At 66.7% G+C, this 19204-nt stretch carries 17 protein-coding genes and 1 tRNA gene; 11 read left to right on the top strand and 7 right to left on the bottom strand.

The window, feature by feature from the left end:
- The first annotated feature begins 235 nt into the window (after positions 1-235).
- Positions 236-1009 (top strand): transcriptional repressor AgaR, encoded by a 774-nt coding sequence (gene agaR, locus ACOFKW_RS02310; protein ID WP_419815741.1) that lies wholly within the window; start codon positions 236-238, stop codon positions 1007-1009.
- Here agaR and ACOFKW_RS02305 read toward each other — a convergent pair.
- Positions 1006-2112, bottom strand: a complete 1107-nt coding sequence (locus tag ACOFKW_RS02305) for an amidohydrolase family protein (RefSeq protein WP_419815740.1) — start codon at positions 2110-2112, stop codon at positions 1006-1008. The genes agaR and ACOFKW_RS02305 overlap by 4 nt on opposite strands.
- Before the next feature lie 130 nt (positions 2113-2242).
- Here ACOFKW_RS02305 and ACOFKW_RS02300 point away from each other — a divergent pair, with 130 nt between their 5' ends.
- The 6 genes from ACOFKW_RS02300 (at position 2243) to ACOFKW_RS02275 (ending at position 9501) form a co-directional block, all read left to right on the top strand.
- Positions 2243-4336 carry a glycoside hydrolase family 36 protein gene (locus tag ACOFKW_RS02300; protein ID WP_419815739.1) on the top strand — a complete coding sequence of 698 codons (2094 nt, stop codon included), beginning with the start codon at positions 2243-2245 and terminating at the stop codon, positions 4334-4336.
- Positions 4333-5247, top strand: a complete 915-nt coding sequence (locus ACOFKW_RS02295) for an EamA family transporter (protein WP_419815738.1) — start codon at positions 4333-4335, stop codon at positions 5245-5247. The genes ACOFKW_RS02300 and ACOFKW_RS02295 overlap by 4 nt, the downstream gene beginning before the upstream one ends.
- Before the next feature lie 54 nt (positions 5248-5301).
- Entirely contained in the window at positions 5302-6585 is a 1284-nt protein-coding gene (locus tag ACOFKW_RS02290) for a D-tagatose-bisphosphate aldolase, class II, non-catalytic subunit (protein ID WP_419815737.1), read from the top strand.
- Positions 6578-7720 carry an SIS domain-containing protein gene (locus tag ACOFKW_RS02285; protein ID WP_419815736.1) on the top strand — a complete coding sequence of 381 codons (1143 nt, stop codon included), beginning with the start codon at positions 6578-6580 and terminating at the stop codon, positions 7718-7720. Before ACOFKW_RS02290 ends, ACOFKW_RS02285 begins: the two co-directional genes overlap by 8 nt.
- Positions 7717-8652: an N-acetylglucosamine kinase gene (locus tag ACOFKW_RS02280; RefSeq protein ID WP_419815735.1), complete on the top strand. Its 936-nt coding sequence runs from the start codon at positions 7717-7719 to the stop codon at positions 8650-8652. The genes ACOFKW_RS02285 and ACOFKW_RS02280 overlap by 4 nt, the downstream gene beginning before the upstream one ends.
- A 210-nt stretch (positions 8653-8862) precedes the next feature.
- Positions 8863-9501 carry a hypothetical protein gene (locus ACOFKW_RS02275; RefSeq protein WP_419815734.1) on the top strand — a complete coding sequence of 213 codons (639 nt, stop codon included), beginning with the start codon at positions 8863-8865 and terminating at the stop codon, positions 9499-9501.
- 339 nt (positions 9502-9840) lie between these two features.
- Here ACOFKW_RS02275 and ACOFKW_RS02270 read toward each other — a convergent pair.
- The 3 genes from ACOFKW_RS02270 to nth all read right to left on the bottom strand — a co-directional run bounded on the left by ACOFKW_RS02270 (position 9841) and on the right by nth (position 11136).
- Positions 9841-9917: transfer RNA gene (locus ACOFKW_RS02270), tRNA-Arg, on the bottom strand.
- A gap of 45 nt (positions 9918-9962) precedes the next feature.
- Complete coding sequence (locus ACOFKW_RS02265; protein WP_419815733.1) at positions 9963-10388, bottom strand: hypothetical protein; 426 nt, start codon at positions 10386-10388, stop codon at positions 9963-9965.
- A 94-nt stretch (positions 10389-10482) separates the two neighbouring features.
- Positions 10483-11136, bottom strand: coding sequence for an endonuclease III (gene nth / locus ACOFKW_RS02260; protein WP_419815732.1), 654 nt, complete (start codon positions 11134-11136; stop codon positions 10483-10485).
- Between the two features lie 62 nt (positions 11137-11198).
- Here nth and ACOFKW_RS02255 point away from each other — a divergent pair, with 62 nt between their 5' ends.
- Entirely contained in the window at positions 11199-11678 is a 480-nt protein-coding gene (locus ACOFKW_RS02255) for a DUF2244 domain-containing protein (RefSeq protein WP_419815731.1), read from the top strand.
- On the opposite strand, the gene dapB is transcribed toward ACOFKW_RS02255, so the two are convergent.
- Complete coding sequence (gene dapB, locus ACOFKW_RS02250) at positions 11648-12445, bottom strand: 4-hydroxy-tetrahydrodipicolinate reductase (RefSeq protein ID WP_419815730.1); 798 nt, start codon at positions 12443-12445, stop codon at positions 11648-11650. The genes ACOFKW_RS02255 and dapB overlap by 31 nt on opposite strands.
- A gap of 387 nt (positions 12446-12832) precedes the next feature.
- Here dapB and ACOFKW_RS02245 point away from each other — a divergent pair, with 387 nt between their 5' ends.
- On the top strand, positions 12833-13696 hold the full coding sequence (locus tag ACOFKW_RS02245) for an OmpA family protein (protein ID WP_419815729.1): 864 nt from the start codon (positions 12833-12835) through the stop codon (positions 13694-13696).
- A gap of 81 nt (positions 13697-13777) precedes the next feature.
- Here ACOFKW_RS02245 and ACOFKW_RS02240 read toward each other — a convergent pair whose 3' ends face one another.
- Together ACOFKW_RS02240 and ACOFKW_RS02235 are read right to left on the bottom strand one after the other, a co-directional pair.
- Entirely contained in the window at positions 13778-14884 is a 1107-nt protein-coding gene (locus tag ACOFKW_RS02240; RefSeq protein WP_419815728.1) for a hypothetical protein, read from the bottom strand.
- Between the two features lie 63 nt (positions 14885-14947).
- Positions 14948-16126: a lactonase family protein gene (locus tag ACOFKW_RS02235; protein ID WP_419815727.1), complete on the bottom strand. Its 1179-nt coding sequence runs from the start codon at positions 16124-16126 to the stop codon at positions 14948-14950.
- Between the two features lie 187 nt (positions 16127-16313).
- On the opposite strand from ACOFKW_RS02235, the gene ACOFKW_RS02230 reads away from it, so the two are divergent.
- Both ACOFKW_RS02230 and ACOFKW_RS02225 read left to right on the top strand, forming a co-directional pair.
- Entirely contained in the window at positions 16314-17336 is a 1023-nt protein-coding gene (locus tag ACOFKW_RS02230) for a hypothetical protein (protein WP_419815726.1), read from the top strand.
- Entirely contained in the window at positions 17323-19194 is a 1872-nt protein-coding gene (locus ACOFKW_RS02225) for a PQQ-binding-like beta-propeller repeat protein (RefSeq protein ID WP_419815725.1), read from the top strand. Before ACOFKW_RS02230 ends, ACOFKW_RS02225 begins: the two co-directional genes overlap by 14 nt.
- The last annotated feature ends 10 nt before the right edge of the window (positions 19195-19204 follow it).

Here is a 19204-nt window from a genome sequence, read left to right as displayed (position 1 = left end):
ATAGCCTAGCCATGGCTTGCGAGCGATTTGTTGCGCTTTGCTAACCTAGCGTGTTTTAAGTTGTCAAACGCTTTAAAACGAAACAACTGCTTTCTACAATGGGCGGGTTTATGAGGCACAGTTCGGTGCCACGACCGCCGGCGTGGGACGGTCGAAGCGGGCCAGAAACCAAATATAACGAAACGCCGCGATGTTTGATGCTAGTTGATCGCATCGGCTGCAGAGGGGATGACGCATGGTCCGGGATACCAGTGAACGACGGCTGCGGATCAGCACCATGGTGCGCGAGCATGGCAGCGTTCAGGTCGCGCCGCTGGCCGAGCGCTTCAATGTTTCGATGCAGACGATCCGCAAGGACCTGCGCTTCCTGGCGACGCGCGGCGTGATGGAGCGCTCCTATGGCGGCGGGATCAGCGCCGACGCGGTCAACGTCACCGCCGAACCCCCGGTCGAGGCCAAGCGGACGAGCCACACCGACGAGAAGATGCGCATCGGCCGGCTGGCCGCGTCGATGGTCCTGCCGGGCGAGTCGATCGTGCTCGACTCCGGCACCACGGCGCTGCAGATCGCGACCTTCCTGCCCGATGACGAAGACATCACCGTCCTGACCAACGACCTCGACATCCTGTCGGTGCTGGCGACCCGGGAGCGGCTCAACATCGTCATGCTCGGCGGGATGCTGCGGCGGAAGAACCGCGCGTTCTACGGCGCGCAGACGGTCGCGGCGCTGGAGGACCTGCGCGTCGACAAGCTGTTCCTGGGCGTCGACGGCTTCGACGTCGAGTTCGGCATCACCACGCACTATGAGCCCGAGGCGATGCTCAACCGCAAGATGGTCGAGGCGGCGCGGCAGGTCATCGCAGTGACCGACGGTTCCAAGTTCGGGCGCGTCTGCCTGCACCGCATCATCAACCTCGACAAGATCCACCATCTCGTCACCGATGACGCGGTGCCCGACACCATCCGCTCAGCCTCCGAACGCCTCGGCTTCCAGGTCCATGAGGCCTAGCCCTTGAGCTTGAAGAACCGCCGCGCGTTTGAATAATAGATCTTGTCGATCACCGCGCGCGGCAGGGCCAGCCCCTTCGCATCGGCCTTGATCGCCGCGACCGGCTGCGACAGCGACGTCGCCAGGTATCGCCAGTCCGAGCGCCACATATCGTCCGCTTCCTTGGCGAAATTGCCGGTGGTCAGCGGGTTCTGCGCGCGGGCGTTAGGGTCGGGCGGGCTGTCGGTCAGGTCGGTGCCGTACATCAGCCGGTCCTGGTATTCAACGAAGAAGGCGCGGACTTTGGCGTGGTCGGCGTTCGACTGGACCTGCACCTGGCTCATCCGCGCGGCGAGATCCACCACCGCATTGGGGTAGCGATCGAGGAACTTCGCCAGCTCGTCGACACTCCACTCGAGGCTCGCCATGTGCGCGCCGTCGAACGCCAGCTTCGGATGCCGCGCCACGAAGCGGTCGCGCGCCGCCATCAGCGCCTCATAGCTCGGCTCCTCGGGGTGCTTGAACATGTAATATTCGGGGTGCTCGGTGAAATAGCTGCGGTCGTTCTCGGTGGTCATCTGGTCGAGCGGCAGCCAGCAATTCTTGGGCTCGCCCTGGTGCGCGATCAGCGGGACTCCGCGCGCCTGGATGTGCGCCATGATCGGATCGAAGCGCGGATCGTCGAGGAAGACGCGCTTGCCCGCCGCGTCCTTGGCGATCATGCCGATGTTCTTCCACACTTTTACCGCCACAGCGCCGTGGGCGAAGCCGTCGTCGACCAGCCGCTGCGCCTGCCCGGTCCACGCCGGCGTGCCGAACCCGTCCATCGAGAAGGTCGTCGCGAAGTGGAAGCGCTTCGGGTCCGCCGCGTGCATCTTGTAGGCGATCTCCGCCTGCTTCGGCAGCGGCGGGAAGTCGGGATAATCGACGTTGATCGACAGCAGCTCGAAGCCGTCCTTGCGCGCGATCCGCAGAAAGTCCGGCGCGTCGCGATTGGCATGGACATGCGCGTCGAGCTTGGGCACCCGGGCAAAGTCGGCCTCGCCATAGGTCGCAGGCTTGGCACCGGCGCCGGTCGACGCCAAAATCGCAGTCAATGGCACCAAGGCCCAAAGCACGCGCATCTAGATCTCCAAAGGAAACGTAACGAAATAATCTTATGTTGCGTTCAGCTTTACGCAAGTCATAATGATCGGGCGCACCTGCCCGAGCCTGTGCCGCCGGAAAGCCATCCCTTCGTCAAGGAAGCCGATCGTGTCAGAGTTCACACTATCCCGGCGCAGCGCGATCGCCGGCCTGTCCGGTGCCGGCGCCGCCATCGCCGCCGCATCTCCGCAGCTCGCCCGCGCCCTCACCACCAAAGCCGCCGCCAAGGTCAGCGACGGCACCCTGACGATCGAGTTCGACTCCGATCTCCACTCGCGCATCTCGCACAAGGGCAAGGTCCTGACCGCGATGGAGCCGAGCGAGGCCATCGCCCTTGACGACAATCGCGCCATCGACCGCTTCCCGCTCGTCGAGCAGACCAGCGAGACCGTCGCCGGCCCCCACGGCCCCGGCCGCGTCCACCATCTCCGCGGCACCGCCGGCACGATCGACAAGCTCGTCTCGGTCACCTTCCTCGACCGCTACCCCGGCCTGGCGTTGCTCGATATCGCCTACCGCAACACCGGCACCGCCCCGATCGCCGTCACCGGCTGGCAGGCCGCAACCCACGATTTGCTTCCCCATCCCGACGGCGCCTGGAGCTTCTCCGGCGCGTCCTACCCCGACCGCCGCGACTGGGTGCAGAAGGTCGTCCCCGGCTTCGGCCAGCGCAATTTCATGGGCATGAACGCCTCGGATTACGGCGGCGGCACCCCGGTCGCGGTCGTCTGGCGCCGCGACGTCGGGCTGGCAGTCGGCCACATCGACACCGTGCCGCGCCTCGTCTCGCTGCCGGTTTCGGGACAGCCCGGCGGCACGCGCGTCTCGATCACCGGCGACACCGCGACCCTGCTCGCGCCCGGCGCGACGCTCGCGCTGCCGCCGGTCTTCCTGATGGCGCACGAGGGCGACCACTTCCGCCCGCTCGACGCCTATCGCCGCCTGATGGCCGAGCGCGGCATCGCGGCGCCGGCGATCCCCGACACCAGCTATGCGCCGGTGTGGTGCGCCTGGGGCTATGGCCGCGACTTCACCAAGGCCGAGGTCCTGACTGCGATGACCAAGGCCAAGGCGATCGGCCTCGAATGGGCGGTGCTCGACGATGGCTGGCAGACGTCGGAGGGCGACTGGAAGCTCAACCGCACCAAGTTCCCGCGCGGCGACGCCGACATGAAGGCCTTCGCCGACCAGATCAAGGCAGCCGGAATGCGCCCCCGCCTGTGGCTGGCGCCGCTCGCCGCCGACCCCGGCACCGACCTGCTGCGCGACCATTCCGACATGCTGCTGCTCGACCGCAATGGCGCGGCGCAGAACGTCAGCTTCTGGAACGCCTTCACGCTCTGCCCGGCGTATCAGCCGACGGTCGACTATTTCCGCGGCCAGGTCCGCCGCATCCTCAGCGACTGGGGCTATGAAGGGCTGAAGCTCGACGGCCAGCATCTCAACGGCGTCGCGCCCTGCTATAACCCGGCGCACAACCACGCCCGCCCCGAGGAATCCTATGAAAAGCTGCAGGATTTCTGGAAGGCGCTCTACCAGGAGGCGATGTCGATCAACCCGAACGCGGTGATGGAAATCTGCCCGTGCGGCGACAGTTTCGCCTTCCACAACATCGCCGGCATGAACCACACGCCCGCGTCCGACCCGACCTCGTCGTGGCAGATCCGGTCGAAGGGCAAGAGCTTCAAGGCGATGATGGGGCCGTCCGCGCCGTTCGCCGGCGACCATGTCGAGCTCAGCGACCGGCACAATGATTTCGCCACGCATTACGGCATCGGCGCGATCCTCTCGACCAAGTTCACCTGGCCGAACGACCCGGTCGACACCACCGACCCGTTGCCCCCCGGCGGCATCGCGCTCAACCCGGAGCGCGAGGCGCTGTGGCGCAAGTGGATCGCGCTGTACCGCGCCAAGATGCTGCCCAAGGGCGAGTATCAGGGGCACCTCTACGACATCGGCTTCGACAAGCCGGAGGGACATGCGATCCGCGCCGGGACCAGCATGCACTATGCCTTTTACGCCGATAAATGGTCGGGGCCGGTGGTGTTGCGCGGGCTGCCGCCGGGCAAGCACCGGATCACCGACAGCTTCACCGGCCAGCCGCTCGGCATCGTCTCAGGGCCGGCCGCGAGCATCCCCGCCAGCTTCGAACACTTCCTGATCGTCGAAGCGACGCCGGTTTCCGGGCAGGCCAGCGCATGAGCGCACTACCGACTTCGGGTGGACGGGCCTGGCTGTGGAACGCGCTGGCGACGGTGGTGCTCTGGGGCATTTGGGGCGCCTATTCGGGCCTGTCGCCGCAGCATCATTTCCCCGAAACGCTCGTCTATTGCGTCTGGGCGCTGACGATGATTCCGCCGGCGCTGGTGGTGCTGTCGCAGGCCGGGTGGAAGCTCGACACCGATCGCCGCGCCATCGCCTATGGCCTGACCGTCGGTCTGCTCGGCGCGGGCGGCCAGATGGTGCTGTTCTATGCAGTGACGCGCGGCCCCGCCTATCTGATCTTCCCGGTAATCTCGCTGTCGCCGGTGGTCACCATCGCCCTGTCGTTCCTGCTGATCGGCGAGCGCACCGGCAAGCTCGGCGCGCTCGGTATCCTGCTGGCATTGCTCGCCTTGCCGACCTTCGACTTCGCGCCGGGCGGCGACGGGCATAGCGGCGGCTGGCTGTGGATGGCGCTGGTCGTCATGGCGTGCTGGGGGCTGCAGGCCTATTTCATGAAGTCCGCCAACAATGTCATGTCGGGGGAGAGCATCTTTTTCTACATGACGCTGACCGGGCTAGCGCTGATCCCCGTCGCCTGGGCGATGACCGACTTCAGCCAGCCGATCAACTACGGCCTCGACGGCCCGTTGCTCGCGGCGGGCATCCAGGTGCTCAACGCCATCGGCGCGCTGACGCTGGTCTTCGCCTTCCGCTACGGCAAGGCGATCATCGTCGCGCCGCTGACCAACGCCGGTGCACCGCTGGCGACGGCGATCATTTCGATGGTGGCGCTGGGCGTCGTGCCGAGCTCGCTCAAGTCGGTCGGCATCGTGCTGGCGCTGGCGGCGTCGCTGCTGCTGGCGATTGCACCCGACGCCGAGAATGCGGAGCCTGTCAGCGAAACCTGACCTGCGGCGATAGTTTCGTTTTATTTCGTTTACGGCCGATGCTAGGGTAGCGCGATGGAGCTCATTCAAAACCTCATCGCCCGTCACAAGCGTGGCGAACGCATCGGCCTGACGTCGGTGTGCTCGGCGCATCCGCTGGTGATCGAGGCGACTTTCGCCCATGCGCTGCGCAACGCCGCGCCGCTGGTGCTGATCGAGGCGACGTCGAACCAGGTCAACCAGGACGGCGGCTATACCGGCATGGTCCCCGCCGACTTCCGCGCCTTCGTCGAGGGCATCGCGGGTCGCCTGGGCTTTCCGCTGGAGCGGCTGGCGCTGGGCGGCGATCACCTCGGGCCGAACGCCTGGACGAGCTTCCCGGCCGAGGTCGCGATGGCCAAGGCCGAGATCATGGTCGCCGATTACGTCCGCGCCGGCTTTTCCAAGATCCACCTCGACTGCTCGATGAGCTGCGCCGGCGACCCGACGCCGCTGCCCGAGCGGACGATCGCCGAGCGCGCCGCGCGCCTGTGCCGCGCCGCCGAGGACGCCTATGCCGGCGATCCCTCCGACGCGCCGGTCTATGTCATCGGCACCGAAGTGCCGGTGCCGGGCGGTGCGGCGGAGGACCTCGATGCGCTGGCGGTGACGACGCCCGAAGCGGTGCTGGCGACGCTCGACATGCACCGCGACCTGTTCGCGGAAGGCGGGCTGCACAGCGCCTGGGACCGGGTCATCGCCGCGGTCGTCCAGCCCGGCGTCGAGTTCGATCACATGAAGGTCGTCGATTATGACCCGGCGGCGGCGACCACGCTGGTCGCGGCGATCGAGCCGGTCGAGCATATCGTCTTCGAGGCGCACTCGACCGATTACCAGACCGAGACGGCGCTGAGCGCGCTGGTCCGCGATCATTTTGCCGTCCTGAAGGTCGGGCCGGGCGTCACCTTTGCGCTGCGCGAGGCGCTGTGGGCGCTCGATGCGATCGAGGCGGAGACCGTCGAGGCAGGGAAGCGGGCCGGGCTGCGGGCTGTCGCGATTGCCCGCATGAAGGCCGAGCCGGGCAATTGGCAGCGCTATTATCACGACAGCGGCGCAGCGCTCGACCTGCAGCTACAGTACAGCCTGAGCGACCGCATCCGCTATTATTGGCCCGATGCCGAGATTGCGGCGGCGCAGGTGCGGCTGTTCGACAATCTGCGCGCGCAGGTGCCGCCGCTGCCGCTGCTCAGCCAGTATCTGCCGATCGCCTATGCCGCGGTGCGCGCGGGTACCGCGACCCTGGACCCTGTCGACCTCATCGTCGCCCACATCGGCGCGACGCTCGACGCCTATCATGGAGCTTGCAACCCCGATGACTGAGACCCTGTTTGCGGCCCGGAGCCCGGACGCGCTGCCGGAGAGCTGGACCCGCCGGGAGATCCTGCAGCAGCCGGCGACGCTGCGCGCCACGCAGGCCGTGCTGGAGGCCGGTCGGGACGGGATCGAGGCGTTCCTCGGGCCGTTGCTGGCCAAGCCTGACCTGCGGATCATGCTGTGCGGGGCGGGGACTTCGGCGTTCATTGGCGAGTGCCTGGCGCCGTGGCTGACGGCGTCGCTCGGCCGCCCGGTCGAGGCGGTGGCGACGACCGATATCGTCAGCGCGCCGCGCCTGTACCTCGATGCGAAGCGCCCGACGCTGATGGTGTCGTTTGGGCGCTCGGGCAACAGTCCAGAGAGCATCGCGGCGGTGGAATTGGCCGACATGTGCGGCGGGGCGGTCCATCACCTGCTGATCACCTGCAACGCCGACGGCGCGCTGTCGCGTCGGGCGTCGGACACCAGCCATGTCGTAATCCTGCCGGAGGAGACGCACGACCGCGCCTTCGCCATGACCTCCAGCTTCAGCGCGATGATGCTGGCGGCGCTGTCGATCTTCACGGGCATCGACGCGATGCACGACCGGGTCGAGGCGATTGCCGACACCGTCGCCGCGGTGATCGCACAGTCGGAGGACATGGTCGCGGGGCTGGCGGCACGCGGGTTCGAGCGTGTCGTCTATCTCGGGAGCGGTCTGTTCCAGGGTCTGGCCCGCGAGTCTGCGCTCAAGCTGCTCGAACTGACCGACGGTGCGGTGCCGACGATGTTCGACTCCTCGCTCGGCTTCCGCCACGGTCCCAAGACGATCGTCACCGCGGGGACCCTGATCATGGTGTTCGTCTCCAACGATCCGCTGACCCGGCTCTACGATCTCGACATGATCGAAGAACTCCGCACCGACGCGCACCGCGGTACCGTGATCGCGGTCACGACCCAGCCCAGCGGCGGCACCGAACTCCTGGTGTCGAGCTCCGCCAACTTCGCCGACGTCGACCTGCTGTTTCCGTTCATCGTGCCAGCCCAGCTTTTCGGCCTCCATTATGCACTCAATCTGGGGCGCACCCCCGACCAGCCCAACGCCACCGGCACCGTCAACCGGGTCGTCCAAGGCGTCCGTATCCACACGCCGAACCCATGACGATCTTTCTCGGGGTTGACGGGGGCGGCACCAAGACCGAGTTCGTGTGCATCGACGACACTGGCCGGACCGTCGCCCGCGCCCTGACCGGGACGACCTACCACCTCCAGGTCGGGCTCGACGAAGCCATCGCCCGACTTGGGCAGGGCGTCGCCGCGGTGTGCAGCCAATTGTCGATACAGGCGTCGAGCCTGACGCACAGCTTCTTCGGCCTGCCCGCATTCGGCGAAGACGCGACGATCGACCCCCAGCTGGATGCCGCCTGTGGCCGCCTGTTGGGTCACGGCCGCTATCGCTGCGACAACGATATGGTTTGTGGCTGGGCGGGATCGCTTGCCTGTGCCGACGGGATCAACCTCGTCGCCGGTACCGGATCGATCGGCTATGGCGAGCGGAACGGCCGCAAGGCGCGCGTCGGCGGCTGGGGCGAGGTCTTCAGCGACGAAGGATCGGCTTACTGGATCGCCATTCAGGGCCTGAACGCGTTTACGCGAATGAGCGATGGCCGGCTGCCGATTGGCCCGCTCAAGTCCATCGTCGGCCAAACGCTCGGCCTGAATACCGACCTCGACATCTGTGCGCGGGTGATGGGTGAAAATGGCATGACCCGCGATGAGATTGCCGGCCTTGCGCCGACCGTGTCCCAAGCCGCCGAAGCCGGTGACGAGGTCGCCGTAGCGATCCTCGATCAGGCCGGATCCGAACTTGCCCAAATGGCGCAGGCGCTGCGTCGCAATCTCGAATTTGCCGACAGCGAAACCGTGCTTTTGTCCTGGTCGGGTGGTGTGCTGACCAAGCAGCTTGCCGTTCGGAATGCTTTTCTTCATCATCTGCGACAGTTGGCAGCGTATGAAATCATAGAGCCTCGGCACGAACCCGCAGTCGGAGCGGCGCTTTATGCAAAGCTTCTCGATCGTGCTGCCGCTGAATAAGTTACCCTGACGAATATGGTACTTTTCGCCGGTGGTTTGTTTGAGATTTAAAACCAACCCGATAGGACGTCATAACTGTAGAGAAATTTTAAATAATGAAAATTATCGGGTAAATGCACGTCATTACGGTACGGAACCGCACATTGTATTTGACGTTCTGAGGTCGTCGACCGTTTAGTGCCGGCGGGGCGCTGTCCTCAAGGACCATCGATGTACAAGGGCGCGCCTATTCTGGTTGTCGAGGACGAGATCCTGATCGCGATGGATCTCGCGATGGCGATCGAGGCTGCCGGTGGCCTGGTTCTCGGTCCGGCGACGACGACGGTCGCGGCCCTCGCCCTGATCGAGGAAGCGGTCGCTGCGAACATGGTGATCGCCGCGGCTCTGCTCGATACCAACCTGGCCGACCGCGACGTGACGCCGGTGGCGCTCCGCCTGCTTGACCTCGGCGTCCCGATCGTGATGCACTCGGCGGTCGGACCGCCGCCGGGCGTAAAGGCCTCCGCCAATGAAATCTCGTGGGTTTGCAAGCCGGCGTCGGCGCGCCGGGTTGTGGCGAGCCTGTCCTACGAACTGGGGCGTACCGTCCCGCGCAAGACCGATGGCAAGGTCGTCGATGCGGGGCCGGCGCCGAACGCGCTCGAAGATCCGGTCAAGGATACCGGTAGTTTTCAGCCTGCCGACCGCGACTATTGCCTCGCCCAAGCCAGGCAGCATCGACAAGCCGCCGACCAGGCCAGCGATTTCGAGATCAGGCGCCTCAATGACCAGCTTGCCAACCGCTATGCAAATCGTGCGGCGGCAATGTCTTCGGAGCCGCGAGACGTGTCGCGACGCCACGAGCGCTAAGCGAATCTGCAAACCGGGAAGTCCCGCAAAGCTGCATCAGTCCAGTTTCCGGAACGGCTCGACCGGCTCGGCCACCGTCGCTGTCGCTTTCAGGCCCGAACCGCGATCTTTCGCGAACCATTCCGCGATATCCCAGAGCAACCAGTATAGCCGACCGCGCCGGCGCGTCTGACGCGCAATCCTCGGCACGGGCGGAACACGATGACCCATGGAATACAAGACGGAACGTGTCGCAACACGGATGCAGGAATCTTTGTCGCAGTCGAGGCGGCCAAGCACGGAATGCTTGTCCGGCGCCGATGGACGGCGCCGAAGACCCTGACTGTCTCGAAGGGAGAATGGTGCACTCGGAGAGATTCGAACCCCCGACCCCTGCCTTCGGAGGGCAGTGCTCTATCCAGCTGAGCTACGAGTGCGTGAGCGGGGGTCTAGCAGGTGGGCGGGGGCGAATCCAGCCCGGATCAGCGGGATGTGGGTGCCGGCGGCGTATAGGGCACGAACTTGCCGAGGCCGCAGCTGGCGCCGGTGCGGATGCCGCCGCCCTGGTTGATCACCGTGATCGTGTCGACCGCGCACAACTGGCTGATCGACGTCGCATAGGTGAAGGCCTTTTCGACGCCCAGCGACGGACAGGCGTTGGGCAGCGTGTTGCGCAGCACCTGGCCACCGTTGAGGACGAAATCGATGGTCCGGTCGTCGACCACCTTGGCCTCCCGGATACGCGACAGGTCGATGCAGTTCTGGCCGCGAGATTGGGCGACCGGGATCGACGACGACGGCGCCGGCACCACCGCGGCAGTCTGGGCGGGCGGCGGCGGTGGCGTGCTACAATTCGCCAGCAACCCAGCCAGCAGCACAGCCGCGACGCGCTTGGCAGACAGGAGCATCAGAAAATCCGGTTCATGGTCGTGAACCGCTTACGCAACGCAACGGAGTGACGCAATAATAACCGATATCGCTTCGGATCGTTCCGTAACGATCTTATTTGGCGGCGGTCGCGGGCGCGGGAGTCTTTGGTTCGAAGGCACAATCCACGGCAACGGGACAGCGCCAGCATTGCGGCTTGCGCGCGATGCAAGTGTAGCGGCCGTGCAGGATCAGCCAGTGGTGGGCGTGGCGGCGATAGGCAGGCGGGATCACCGCCATCAGGCGATCCTCGACGGCGCGCGGTGTCTTGCCGGGGGCCAGCCCGGTGCGATTGCCGACGCGAAAGATGTGCGTGTCGACGGCGCAGGTCTCCTCGCCGAACGCGATGTTCAGGACGACGTTGGCGGTCTTGCGGCCGACGCCGGGCAGGGCCTCCAGCGCCTCGCGATCATGGGGCACCGCGCCGCCGTGGTCGCGGACCAGGATCTGCGCCAGCGCGGCGACATTCTTCGCCTTGGTGTTGAACAGCCCGATGGTGCGGATCAGGTAGCGAATATTGTCCTCGCCAAGCGCGACCATGCTGGCGGCATCGGGTGCCGCGGCGAACAGCCCGGGCGTCGCCTTGTTGACCCCGGCGTCGGTTGCCTGGGCGGACAGCACGACGGCCACCAGCAGCTCGAACGGGCTGTCGTACAGCAGTTCGGTCTGCGGCTCCGGCAGCGCGGCGGCCAGGGTCGCGAAGAAATGCTCGATCTGCTGCGGCGTCATGGCGCGCACCGTGTCGCCTGCCGCGCTTCCCCTGTCCAGCGGCGCGGCGCTATGCTGGCGATATGCCGCTGATCGACCTGACGCTTCGGCCCAACCGCTCGCTCGACCGGCGTCATGCGCGCTGGTTAATCATCGGCGTCGGCGGGGTGTTCCTGCTCGGCGGCCTGCGCTTCCTGGTCGTCGGGGCGTGGCCGGTGATCCCGTTCATGGTCATCGACGTGGCATTGCTGTGGTGGGCGCTGCGGGCCAGCTATCGCTCCGGCCGGGCCTATGAGGCCGTGCGGCTCGACGAGGTTTCGCTGACCGTCCGCAAGGTCTCGCACATGGGCAGGGAGCGGCGCTTCCGGCTCGAACCCTATTGGGCCAAGGCGCAGCTGGAGCGGCTGTCGACCGACGAGAACCGCCTGTCGGTCGCGTCGCGCGGCGTCAGCGTCACGGTCGGCCAGTGCCTGTCACCCGCCGAGCGCGAGGCGGTCCATGCGGTGATCGTCGACGGACTGGCGCGCTGGCGTCAGAGCCCCAGCACGTCGCTCATCGTATAGCGGCCGACCGGCTTGCCCGCCAGCCAGGCGGCGGCGCGGACCGCACCGCGCGCGAAGATCTCGCGCGATTCGGCGCGGTGGCCGAGTTCAAGACGCTCGCCGTCGCCGGCGAACAGGACCAGATGGTCGCCCGCCGCGGTGCCGCCGCGCATCGAGGCATAGCCGATGTCGCCTGCGCGCCGGGCCTTGCCGACGCCGTCACGGCCGCGCACCGCGACCCGCGCCGCATCGACGCCGCGCCCCTTGGCCGCCGCATCGCCCAGCGCCAGCGCCGTGCCCGATGGCGCATCGACCTTGTCGCGGTGGTGCAACTCGGCGATCTCGATATCCCATTCCGGGCCAAGCGATGCCGCCGCCTGGCGTACCAGGCTCATCAGCAGCGTCACGCCAAGGCTGGTGTTCGCCGATTGCAGGATCGCCGTGGTGCGGGCGGCGCGGTCGAGCATCTTGTGGTGCGCTGCCCCCAGCCCGGTCGTGCCGACGACCAGCGCAGCATTGCCCTCGCAGACGGCGTCGAGCGTCGCCTCCAGCGCGTCGGGCGAGGTGAAGTCGATCAACACGTCGCTGCCGTGCGCCAGCGGAGCAGGATTGGAGCAGATGGTCAGGCCACCGCCGAGCTTGCTGCCGACCGAGGCATGGCCGGCTCGCTCGATCGCCCCGGACAGCTTGAGGCGCGGATCGGCGAGCACGGCGGCGATCACCGCCTGCCCCATTCTACCGCCTGCCCCCAGGACGCCGACACGGATCGTCTTACTGTCTGCCGCCATGCCGCCATTGGACCATCTCTGCAGCAATATCGCAACATCGCCGTGTCGAATCCGTCCGTAACGACTTGCAGGACGGTATCGGGTCGCGTCGCATTCGCCGACGCAGGGCAACGGCTCGCCGCACGATTTACCCGGATGACCCACGGTAAATGGTGACTCCGTGCCGCGTTCATACAGCAGAAAGGAACGCCGGGCCAACCAAGCGTACGGCGGCCTCGTTCATGTTCAGCATGCGTGCTGCCCGAATGGCGCGCTTTCAAAAGAACGCCGTGGTTACGCTTTCAAGTCTGAACCGACTGGTTGCTCCGTGCCCTTAAGTTACATCTGGCCGCGCTGAGGCGGCAGGATCAGGCCGGAATAGCCAGTCCTGTTTGAAGGATCTGCCGAATGAGCATCGTTACCAAGGGGCCCAAGACCCTCTTCTTGCTGTCGGCGCTGACGATCGCGGTGCCGGGAGTGTTGTCGGCGCAGGAGACCAGCGCGCCGGTAACCCAGCTGCGAACGACGATGTCCGGTGCGCCCGCGGCCAAGGGACCCGATCTGAAGGGCGTCATCTCCGGACGCAGCGGCGACAAGATGCAGGTCACCGCCGAGGACGGCACCAAGACGATAGTCGCGATCAACGATTCCACTAAGATCACCGCCAGCAAGGGCTTCCTCGGTCTCGGCCGGAACAAGCTGTCGCTGACCTCGCTGCTCAACGGCCTGCCGGTCGCCGTCAAGACGTCGCAAGGCGGCGAGACGCTGATCGCCGACCAGGTCAACTTCCGCAACACCGACTTCAAGACCGCGAGGATGATCCACACCGGCACCGCCCAGGGCTTCGACGAGCAGACTGCGGCGACCGGCACGCTGCGCGGCCGCATGGCCGACATCGGCGATTACAACGTCAAGGGCACGACGAGCGTCAACTTCGACACCGGCAAGGCGCAACTGTCGCCGCAGGCCCGCGCCGACCTGTGCGCCGCGACGTCGACCGCCGAGGGGATGAAGAACGCCCTGATCCTGGTGGTCGGCTATACCGACTCGACCGGCCCGCAGGAGTATAACCAGCAGCTCAGCGAGAAGCGCGCGAGCCGCGTCGTCAACTACATCCAGCAGGCCTGCCACTGGAAGCCGTACCGTATGCTGACCCCCACCGGCATGGCCGAGGCCGACCCGCTGGCCAGCAACGACAGCCCCGAGGGCAAGGCGCAGAACCGCCGCGTCGCCGTCAACATCCTGGTCAGCAAGGGCCTCGACGGCCTGTAGGATAGTCCGGGTGGGGCGATCCCCACCCGGCCATTGCGGACACGACTGCCTTGCCGGCGATCGGCGCGGGCAGGGCGAGGCTCAGGGCCGGGGCGCGTCTCCGGCCTTGAAGCTGTAGCGCCACACCCAGCGCTTCTCGGCGCCGGGCGCGAGATCGATCGCGGTGAACGGCTCGACCGAGACGACGGTGCGCACCGACCAGAGTTGGGAACTCACGATCGGCGTATCGGAACTCGCATGGACCTGCGCGCCGCCGGGCCCGTTGATGGTGAAGCCGCTGGTTCGCGCATCCTGGGTAAAGCCGTCGGGGGCCAGCGTGACGCGTTCGCCGGCGGCAAGACCGCTCCGGTAGCGCAGCGTCGAGCCCTCCACCTCCGCAAGTTGCGGCGTCGAAGTCGGGCTCGTCAGTGGATAAGGGTATTCGACGCTGACCTCCGGTCCGATGTCGCGATCGTCGAAGCGCGTGAAATTGTGGTTGTAGACCTCGGTGACGACGCGCTTCGATCCGGTGTTGACCAGCCGGTGCGCGATCTCGAGGACGCCGCCGCGCGCGAGCCGAACGGTTTTCTCGTAGCGGTAGCCGTAGCCCGCCGCGTCGGGCACAATCTCCTGCCGGAATGCGACCGAGCTACCCGTCCGCGAAACCTTCCAGGTCCCGCCATCGACGACGTTATAGCCGCGGAACCTGTCGTACGGCCTGTCGTCCGCCTTGCGCAGCCGCCCGACGCCGATCTTGATGAAGGTCCCGCCGACCGGTGCCTCGCCGTAACCGGGCACCGGAGCCGCTGCCGGACCGAAGAACTCCTCGGCGGGTCCGGTTGCCGAGGTTTGCGGGCCGACCACCAGGGTGGTGCCGCTGTCGATGAAGTCACGGACATTGGCGGCGATGCCGTCGAACCACGGACCGTAGAACCGGGTGCCGCCCGCCTGCACCTCGACGATCATCCCGGACCAGTCGAACCGCGTGCCGCGGTAAAAGCCCTTGTCCGGATCCGGCAGCGCGATGACCGCCTTGAGGCTGCCCTGCTGGATCGTCGCGGTCGGCGCTCGGGCAAGGACAACGCGTACGTCGGCGACGTCGCGCGGCGCTGCTCCGGCGGTCGCAAGCGCGCACACACCGATGGCGAGCGTCATCCGACGCGACCGTCCGGTGCGGGGGTCGAGAGGCGTGGAAGCGCTGCCGGACATCGGGCTCTCCTTGATCCGCCAGCGGGTTCGGTTCGAAACGCCGGCTCCAGTTCCCTCGTCACCTCAAGGGCTGCCTGGCGCAAAGACCATCGCGCTCGGGCTCGGGACGAGGAGCGAATGCCCGGTGTAGCTGAGACGACCGGTCTTGCGGTCGATCCTGAACGCCGCGACCTGGTCGCCGCGCTGGTTTAGCGAGAACACGAACCGTTCGCTCGGGTCGAAGGTCAAGCTGCGCGGATGGCTCGCCTCGGTCGCGATTTCACCGAGCGGCACCAGCCGGCCGTCGCCGCCGGCCCGGAACATCGCGATCGTCTCATGCCCCCGGTTGGCCGCGTAGAGAAACCGCCCATCGCGAGTCATCAACAGCTCCGAGGTCGCGTTGCGGCCCTCATAGCTCGTCGGTAGCGTCGGTGCGCTGCCGATCGGGCGGAGCCGGACGTTCCCGTCGACCACCGACACGGCGGAGACATCGATCGCGCCACCGCGTTCGTTCAGATTGTAGAAAAAGCGATCGTCGGGGGAAAAGACGAAATGCCGTGGGAAGCGGCCACGCGGCACGTCGAAAAATGCCGGGTCGTTCGGCACCAGCCTGCCGCTCATGCCGTCCAGCCGCCAGACGAAGATGCGATCCTGCATCGCGTCGTTGGCGAAGACGAAACGGCCACCGTGATCGGAGCCGATCATGTGGAACGCCGACGGATAGTCATCGACATGCTCGAACGGCGAAGGTGCGCGGGCCGGCGTCCGTTCGCTGATCGCGGGGACGATGTCGCTCGCGTCGCCGAGCGAGCCATCCGGCTGGATCGGAAACACCGCGACGCTGCCGCCCCCGTAGTTGGCGGCGAGCACATATTTGCCGGAGGCATCGATCGCCAGCGACACCGGCGCGCCCTTGCTCGGCCTGGCGTTCAACAAGGTCAGCGCCCCGCTGGCAGCATCGATGCGAAAGGCGCTGACCGTGCCGTCGCCAGTTTCATTGGCGGCGTACAGTGTACCGTGGCGCGGGTCGACGATCAGCCAGGTCGGTGAGCGCGTCGCCGCCGCCAGCCGCAGGTTCGAGAGCGCGCCCGTCGCCGCATCGACATCGACCAGATAGATGCCCCGGCCATGCGAGGCGTCGTTGGTCGATGGCAATCGCGTCTCGCCCTGTGGCGCCGCGCGTGACGGCGTGTTGGTGCCGATATAGGCATGAAGGGTCTGGCCCGCCTGCAGTGGTGCCGCCGCGGCGAGCCATGCGGCCACCAAGCTTGCCGCCCAAAATCTGGTCGTCGCCGCCGTCATGACCAATGCTTAGAGGAGCCGGATGGCCTGCGAAAGGCCGCTTCCTTCGCATAGTGAGAACGCCGGCCGCGCCGCGCCTGTGGTGCGCAGCTTTGCGCTGGACAGGCTCGACCGCGAGGGCGATGCTTCCTTAAAAATTGGGGGGATCATGAAACAGATCAAACTTGGCGCCGCCGCTTTGCTCGCGCTGCTGGGCCAATATGCGGCCTCGGCGCAGACGCCCGATCCGCTCGCGCCGCCTGCACCCAAGCAGATGATACCGCAAGGCCCGACCACGCCGCGCGAGCCGCCATCGAACGAGGCTGCAGGGATCGCGGTCGACCGCTACGTCGGCGATGCCGCCAGATCGACGCCGCACATCTGGCGCGACGTGATCTACACGCGTTCGATCCTGAAGGAGGGTGATCCCGACAATCCCCCCGCGAACGGCGCCGCGCTCTATTACCACAAGGAAATCGCCTACGCCGAGATGCCCGCGAGCAATGCGACGACGCTCGCGGCCGTGCCGCAGCAGGTCATGCTTTACGTCGAAAGCGGTAACGCGCGGCTCGACGACGGCAAGAACTTCTGGATGCTCAAGGCGCACAGCGCCGTGCTGATCCCGCCGAACCAGGTCCACCGCCTGGTCACCGGCGACGGTGCGCCGCTGCGGATGATCATGCTGACGCGCATCCTGGAGCCCGAGGTCAAGCCGCGCGACGGCATATTGGTGCGCGACGTCGATGCGCTGGCGATGACCGAGCGCAACGTCCATTGGTCGAACTTCGCCAAATACGTCTTCCTGGGAGCCGACGGGCTGTACCCGACCGACCATATGTACATCGTCTATATGGCGCCGAGGACGATCGCCGGAGCGCACGCGCACACGCCCGGACAGGAGGAAGCCTGGGTCAAGGTGACGGACGGTTCGGCGGTGATGCAGCTCGGCAGCGAGATCCGGCCGTGGCCGATCAACTCCGGTTTCGTCGCACCGCCGAACGGCAAGACGGTCCACGCTGCGATCAACCTGTCGGACGAGACCCAGGCGTGGTTCTATATCTCGCGCCTGCAGCCGACGGTCGCGCCGCCCAATCCCAACCGGCCCGCGCCGCCGCCGGCAATCGCTGAAGGCGTCGCCCGCGCGACCGTCGCCGGTCGTCCGTTGAAGCAGGCTGAATATGGTCCGCGCTGACCCGGCGTGGGCGGCGATACTGGCAACGGCGGCGACATTGATCGCGCTCGCACCCGCATCCGCGCAAGCTCCGGCAGGTGACTGGCGCAGCACCGGGCGCGAGGTCGCGGGCACCCGCGCCTCGCCGCTCGGGCAGATCACGCCCGCCAATGTCGCTCGCCTGGCCAACGCCTGGACGTTCGAACTGAAGCCGGCGGACAACACGTCGCCACGACTTGCGCCCAGCAATCAGACGCCGCTGGCGATCGACGGGGTCGTCTATATCGCGACGCCCTACAACCGGCTCGTCGCGATCGACGGCGATAGCGGCGCAACGTTGTGGACCTACCAATTGCCGGAAGGTCAGGCACTCGGTGGGCGGGGGATCGAATATTGGGCGGGTGACGCCAAGGCCGCCGCGCGCATCTTCCTCGGCACCCGCGAGGGCCTGATGCTGGCGGTCGATGTGAAGACCGGCAAAGCGGCGGCAGGATTCACCCCGATCGATCTCAAGACCCCCGCGGTCATGGCCGGCTTCCCCCGCGCCAACTACCAGATCAACAGTTCGCCGACCCTGTACAAGGACGTGCTGATCACCGCGTCGCGCCTGCAGGAATCCCCGCCACTGGGACCGAACGGCGATGTCCGCGGCTGGGACGCGCGCACCGGCAAGCTGCTGTGGACCTTCCATTCCATCCCGCAGCCGGGCGAGCCCTTCCACGATAGCTGGGGTGGCGACAGCTGGAAGCAGCGATCCGGCGTCAATGTCTGGACGTTGATGTCGGTCGATGAGAAGCGCGGCATCGCCTATCTGCCGTTCGGCGCCCCGGCCTATGATCGCATCGGCATCGACCGGCCGGGCAGCAACCTGTTCTCCGACTCGCTCGTCGCGGTCGATGCGCGGACGGGCAAATACCTGTGGCACTACCAGACCGTCCATCACGACATCTGGGACCTCGACCTGCCGATGCAGCCGGCGCTGTTCGATGTGAAGCGCGATGGGCGCACGATCCCGGCCGTCGCCGTGTCGAACAAGTCGGGCTATGTCTTCATTCTCGACCGGGTGACCGGCAAGCCGATCTTCCCGACCCCGGAGACCCCCGTCGCGGCATCGACCCTGCCGGGCGAGCACGCCTGGCCGACGCAGCCGATCCCGTCCGCGCCGCCGCCGCTGATCCGCCAGACCATCACCGCGGCCGATATCACCACGGTGACGCCGGCACAGACGCAGGCCTGCCTCGACCGCGTCGCCAACGAGAAGCTGACCTTCGACGCGCCGTTCACGCCGCTGAGGGGCGATCACCCGACCGTCCGGATGCACGGGTCCGGCGGCGGTCCGAACTGGGGCGGCGCGGCGTTCGACACGGCGCGTGGCTATCTGATCGTCAACACGAGCGAGGAGGGCTCGGTCGAGCAGATGGGCCAGAACGCCAAGGGCGAATGGTACAACAACACCAAGCGAAACACCTGGTGGTCGGTCGGCAAGCTGATGTGCCAGCCGCCACCCTGGGGCACGATCGCCGCGATCGACGTCTCAAAGGGCACGATCGCATGGCAGGTGCCGCTTGGCATCACCGATAGCCTGCCCGAAGCCATGCAGAAGACCGGGCGGCCCAACGTCGGCGGCCCGACCGTGACCGCATCAGGTCTAATCTTCATCGGCGCCAGCGACGACTCCCGCTTCCGGGCGTTCGACTTGAACGATGGCCGCGAACTATGGACCGTCAAGCTGCCGGCCTCGGCGCACAGCACGCCGATCGTCTACCGCGGCAAGAGCGGACGGCAGTACGTCTCGATCCTCGCCGCCGGTGGCTCCTATCTCGGCGATCCGGTGACCGCATCGCAGCTGATCACCTACGCATTGCCCAGGGAGCCGTGATGACCTGCAG

The sequence above is a fragment of the Glacieibacterium sp. genome, from assembly GCF_965200405.1.
In the GTDB taxonomy this organism is placed as follows: Bacteria; Pseudomonadota; Alphaproteobacteria; order Sphingomonadales; family Sphingomonadaceae; genus Glacieibacterium.
The sequence above is the reverse complement of the archived record's forward strand: the minus strand, read 5'-3'. Positions and strand labels throughout refer to the sequence as shown.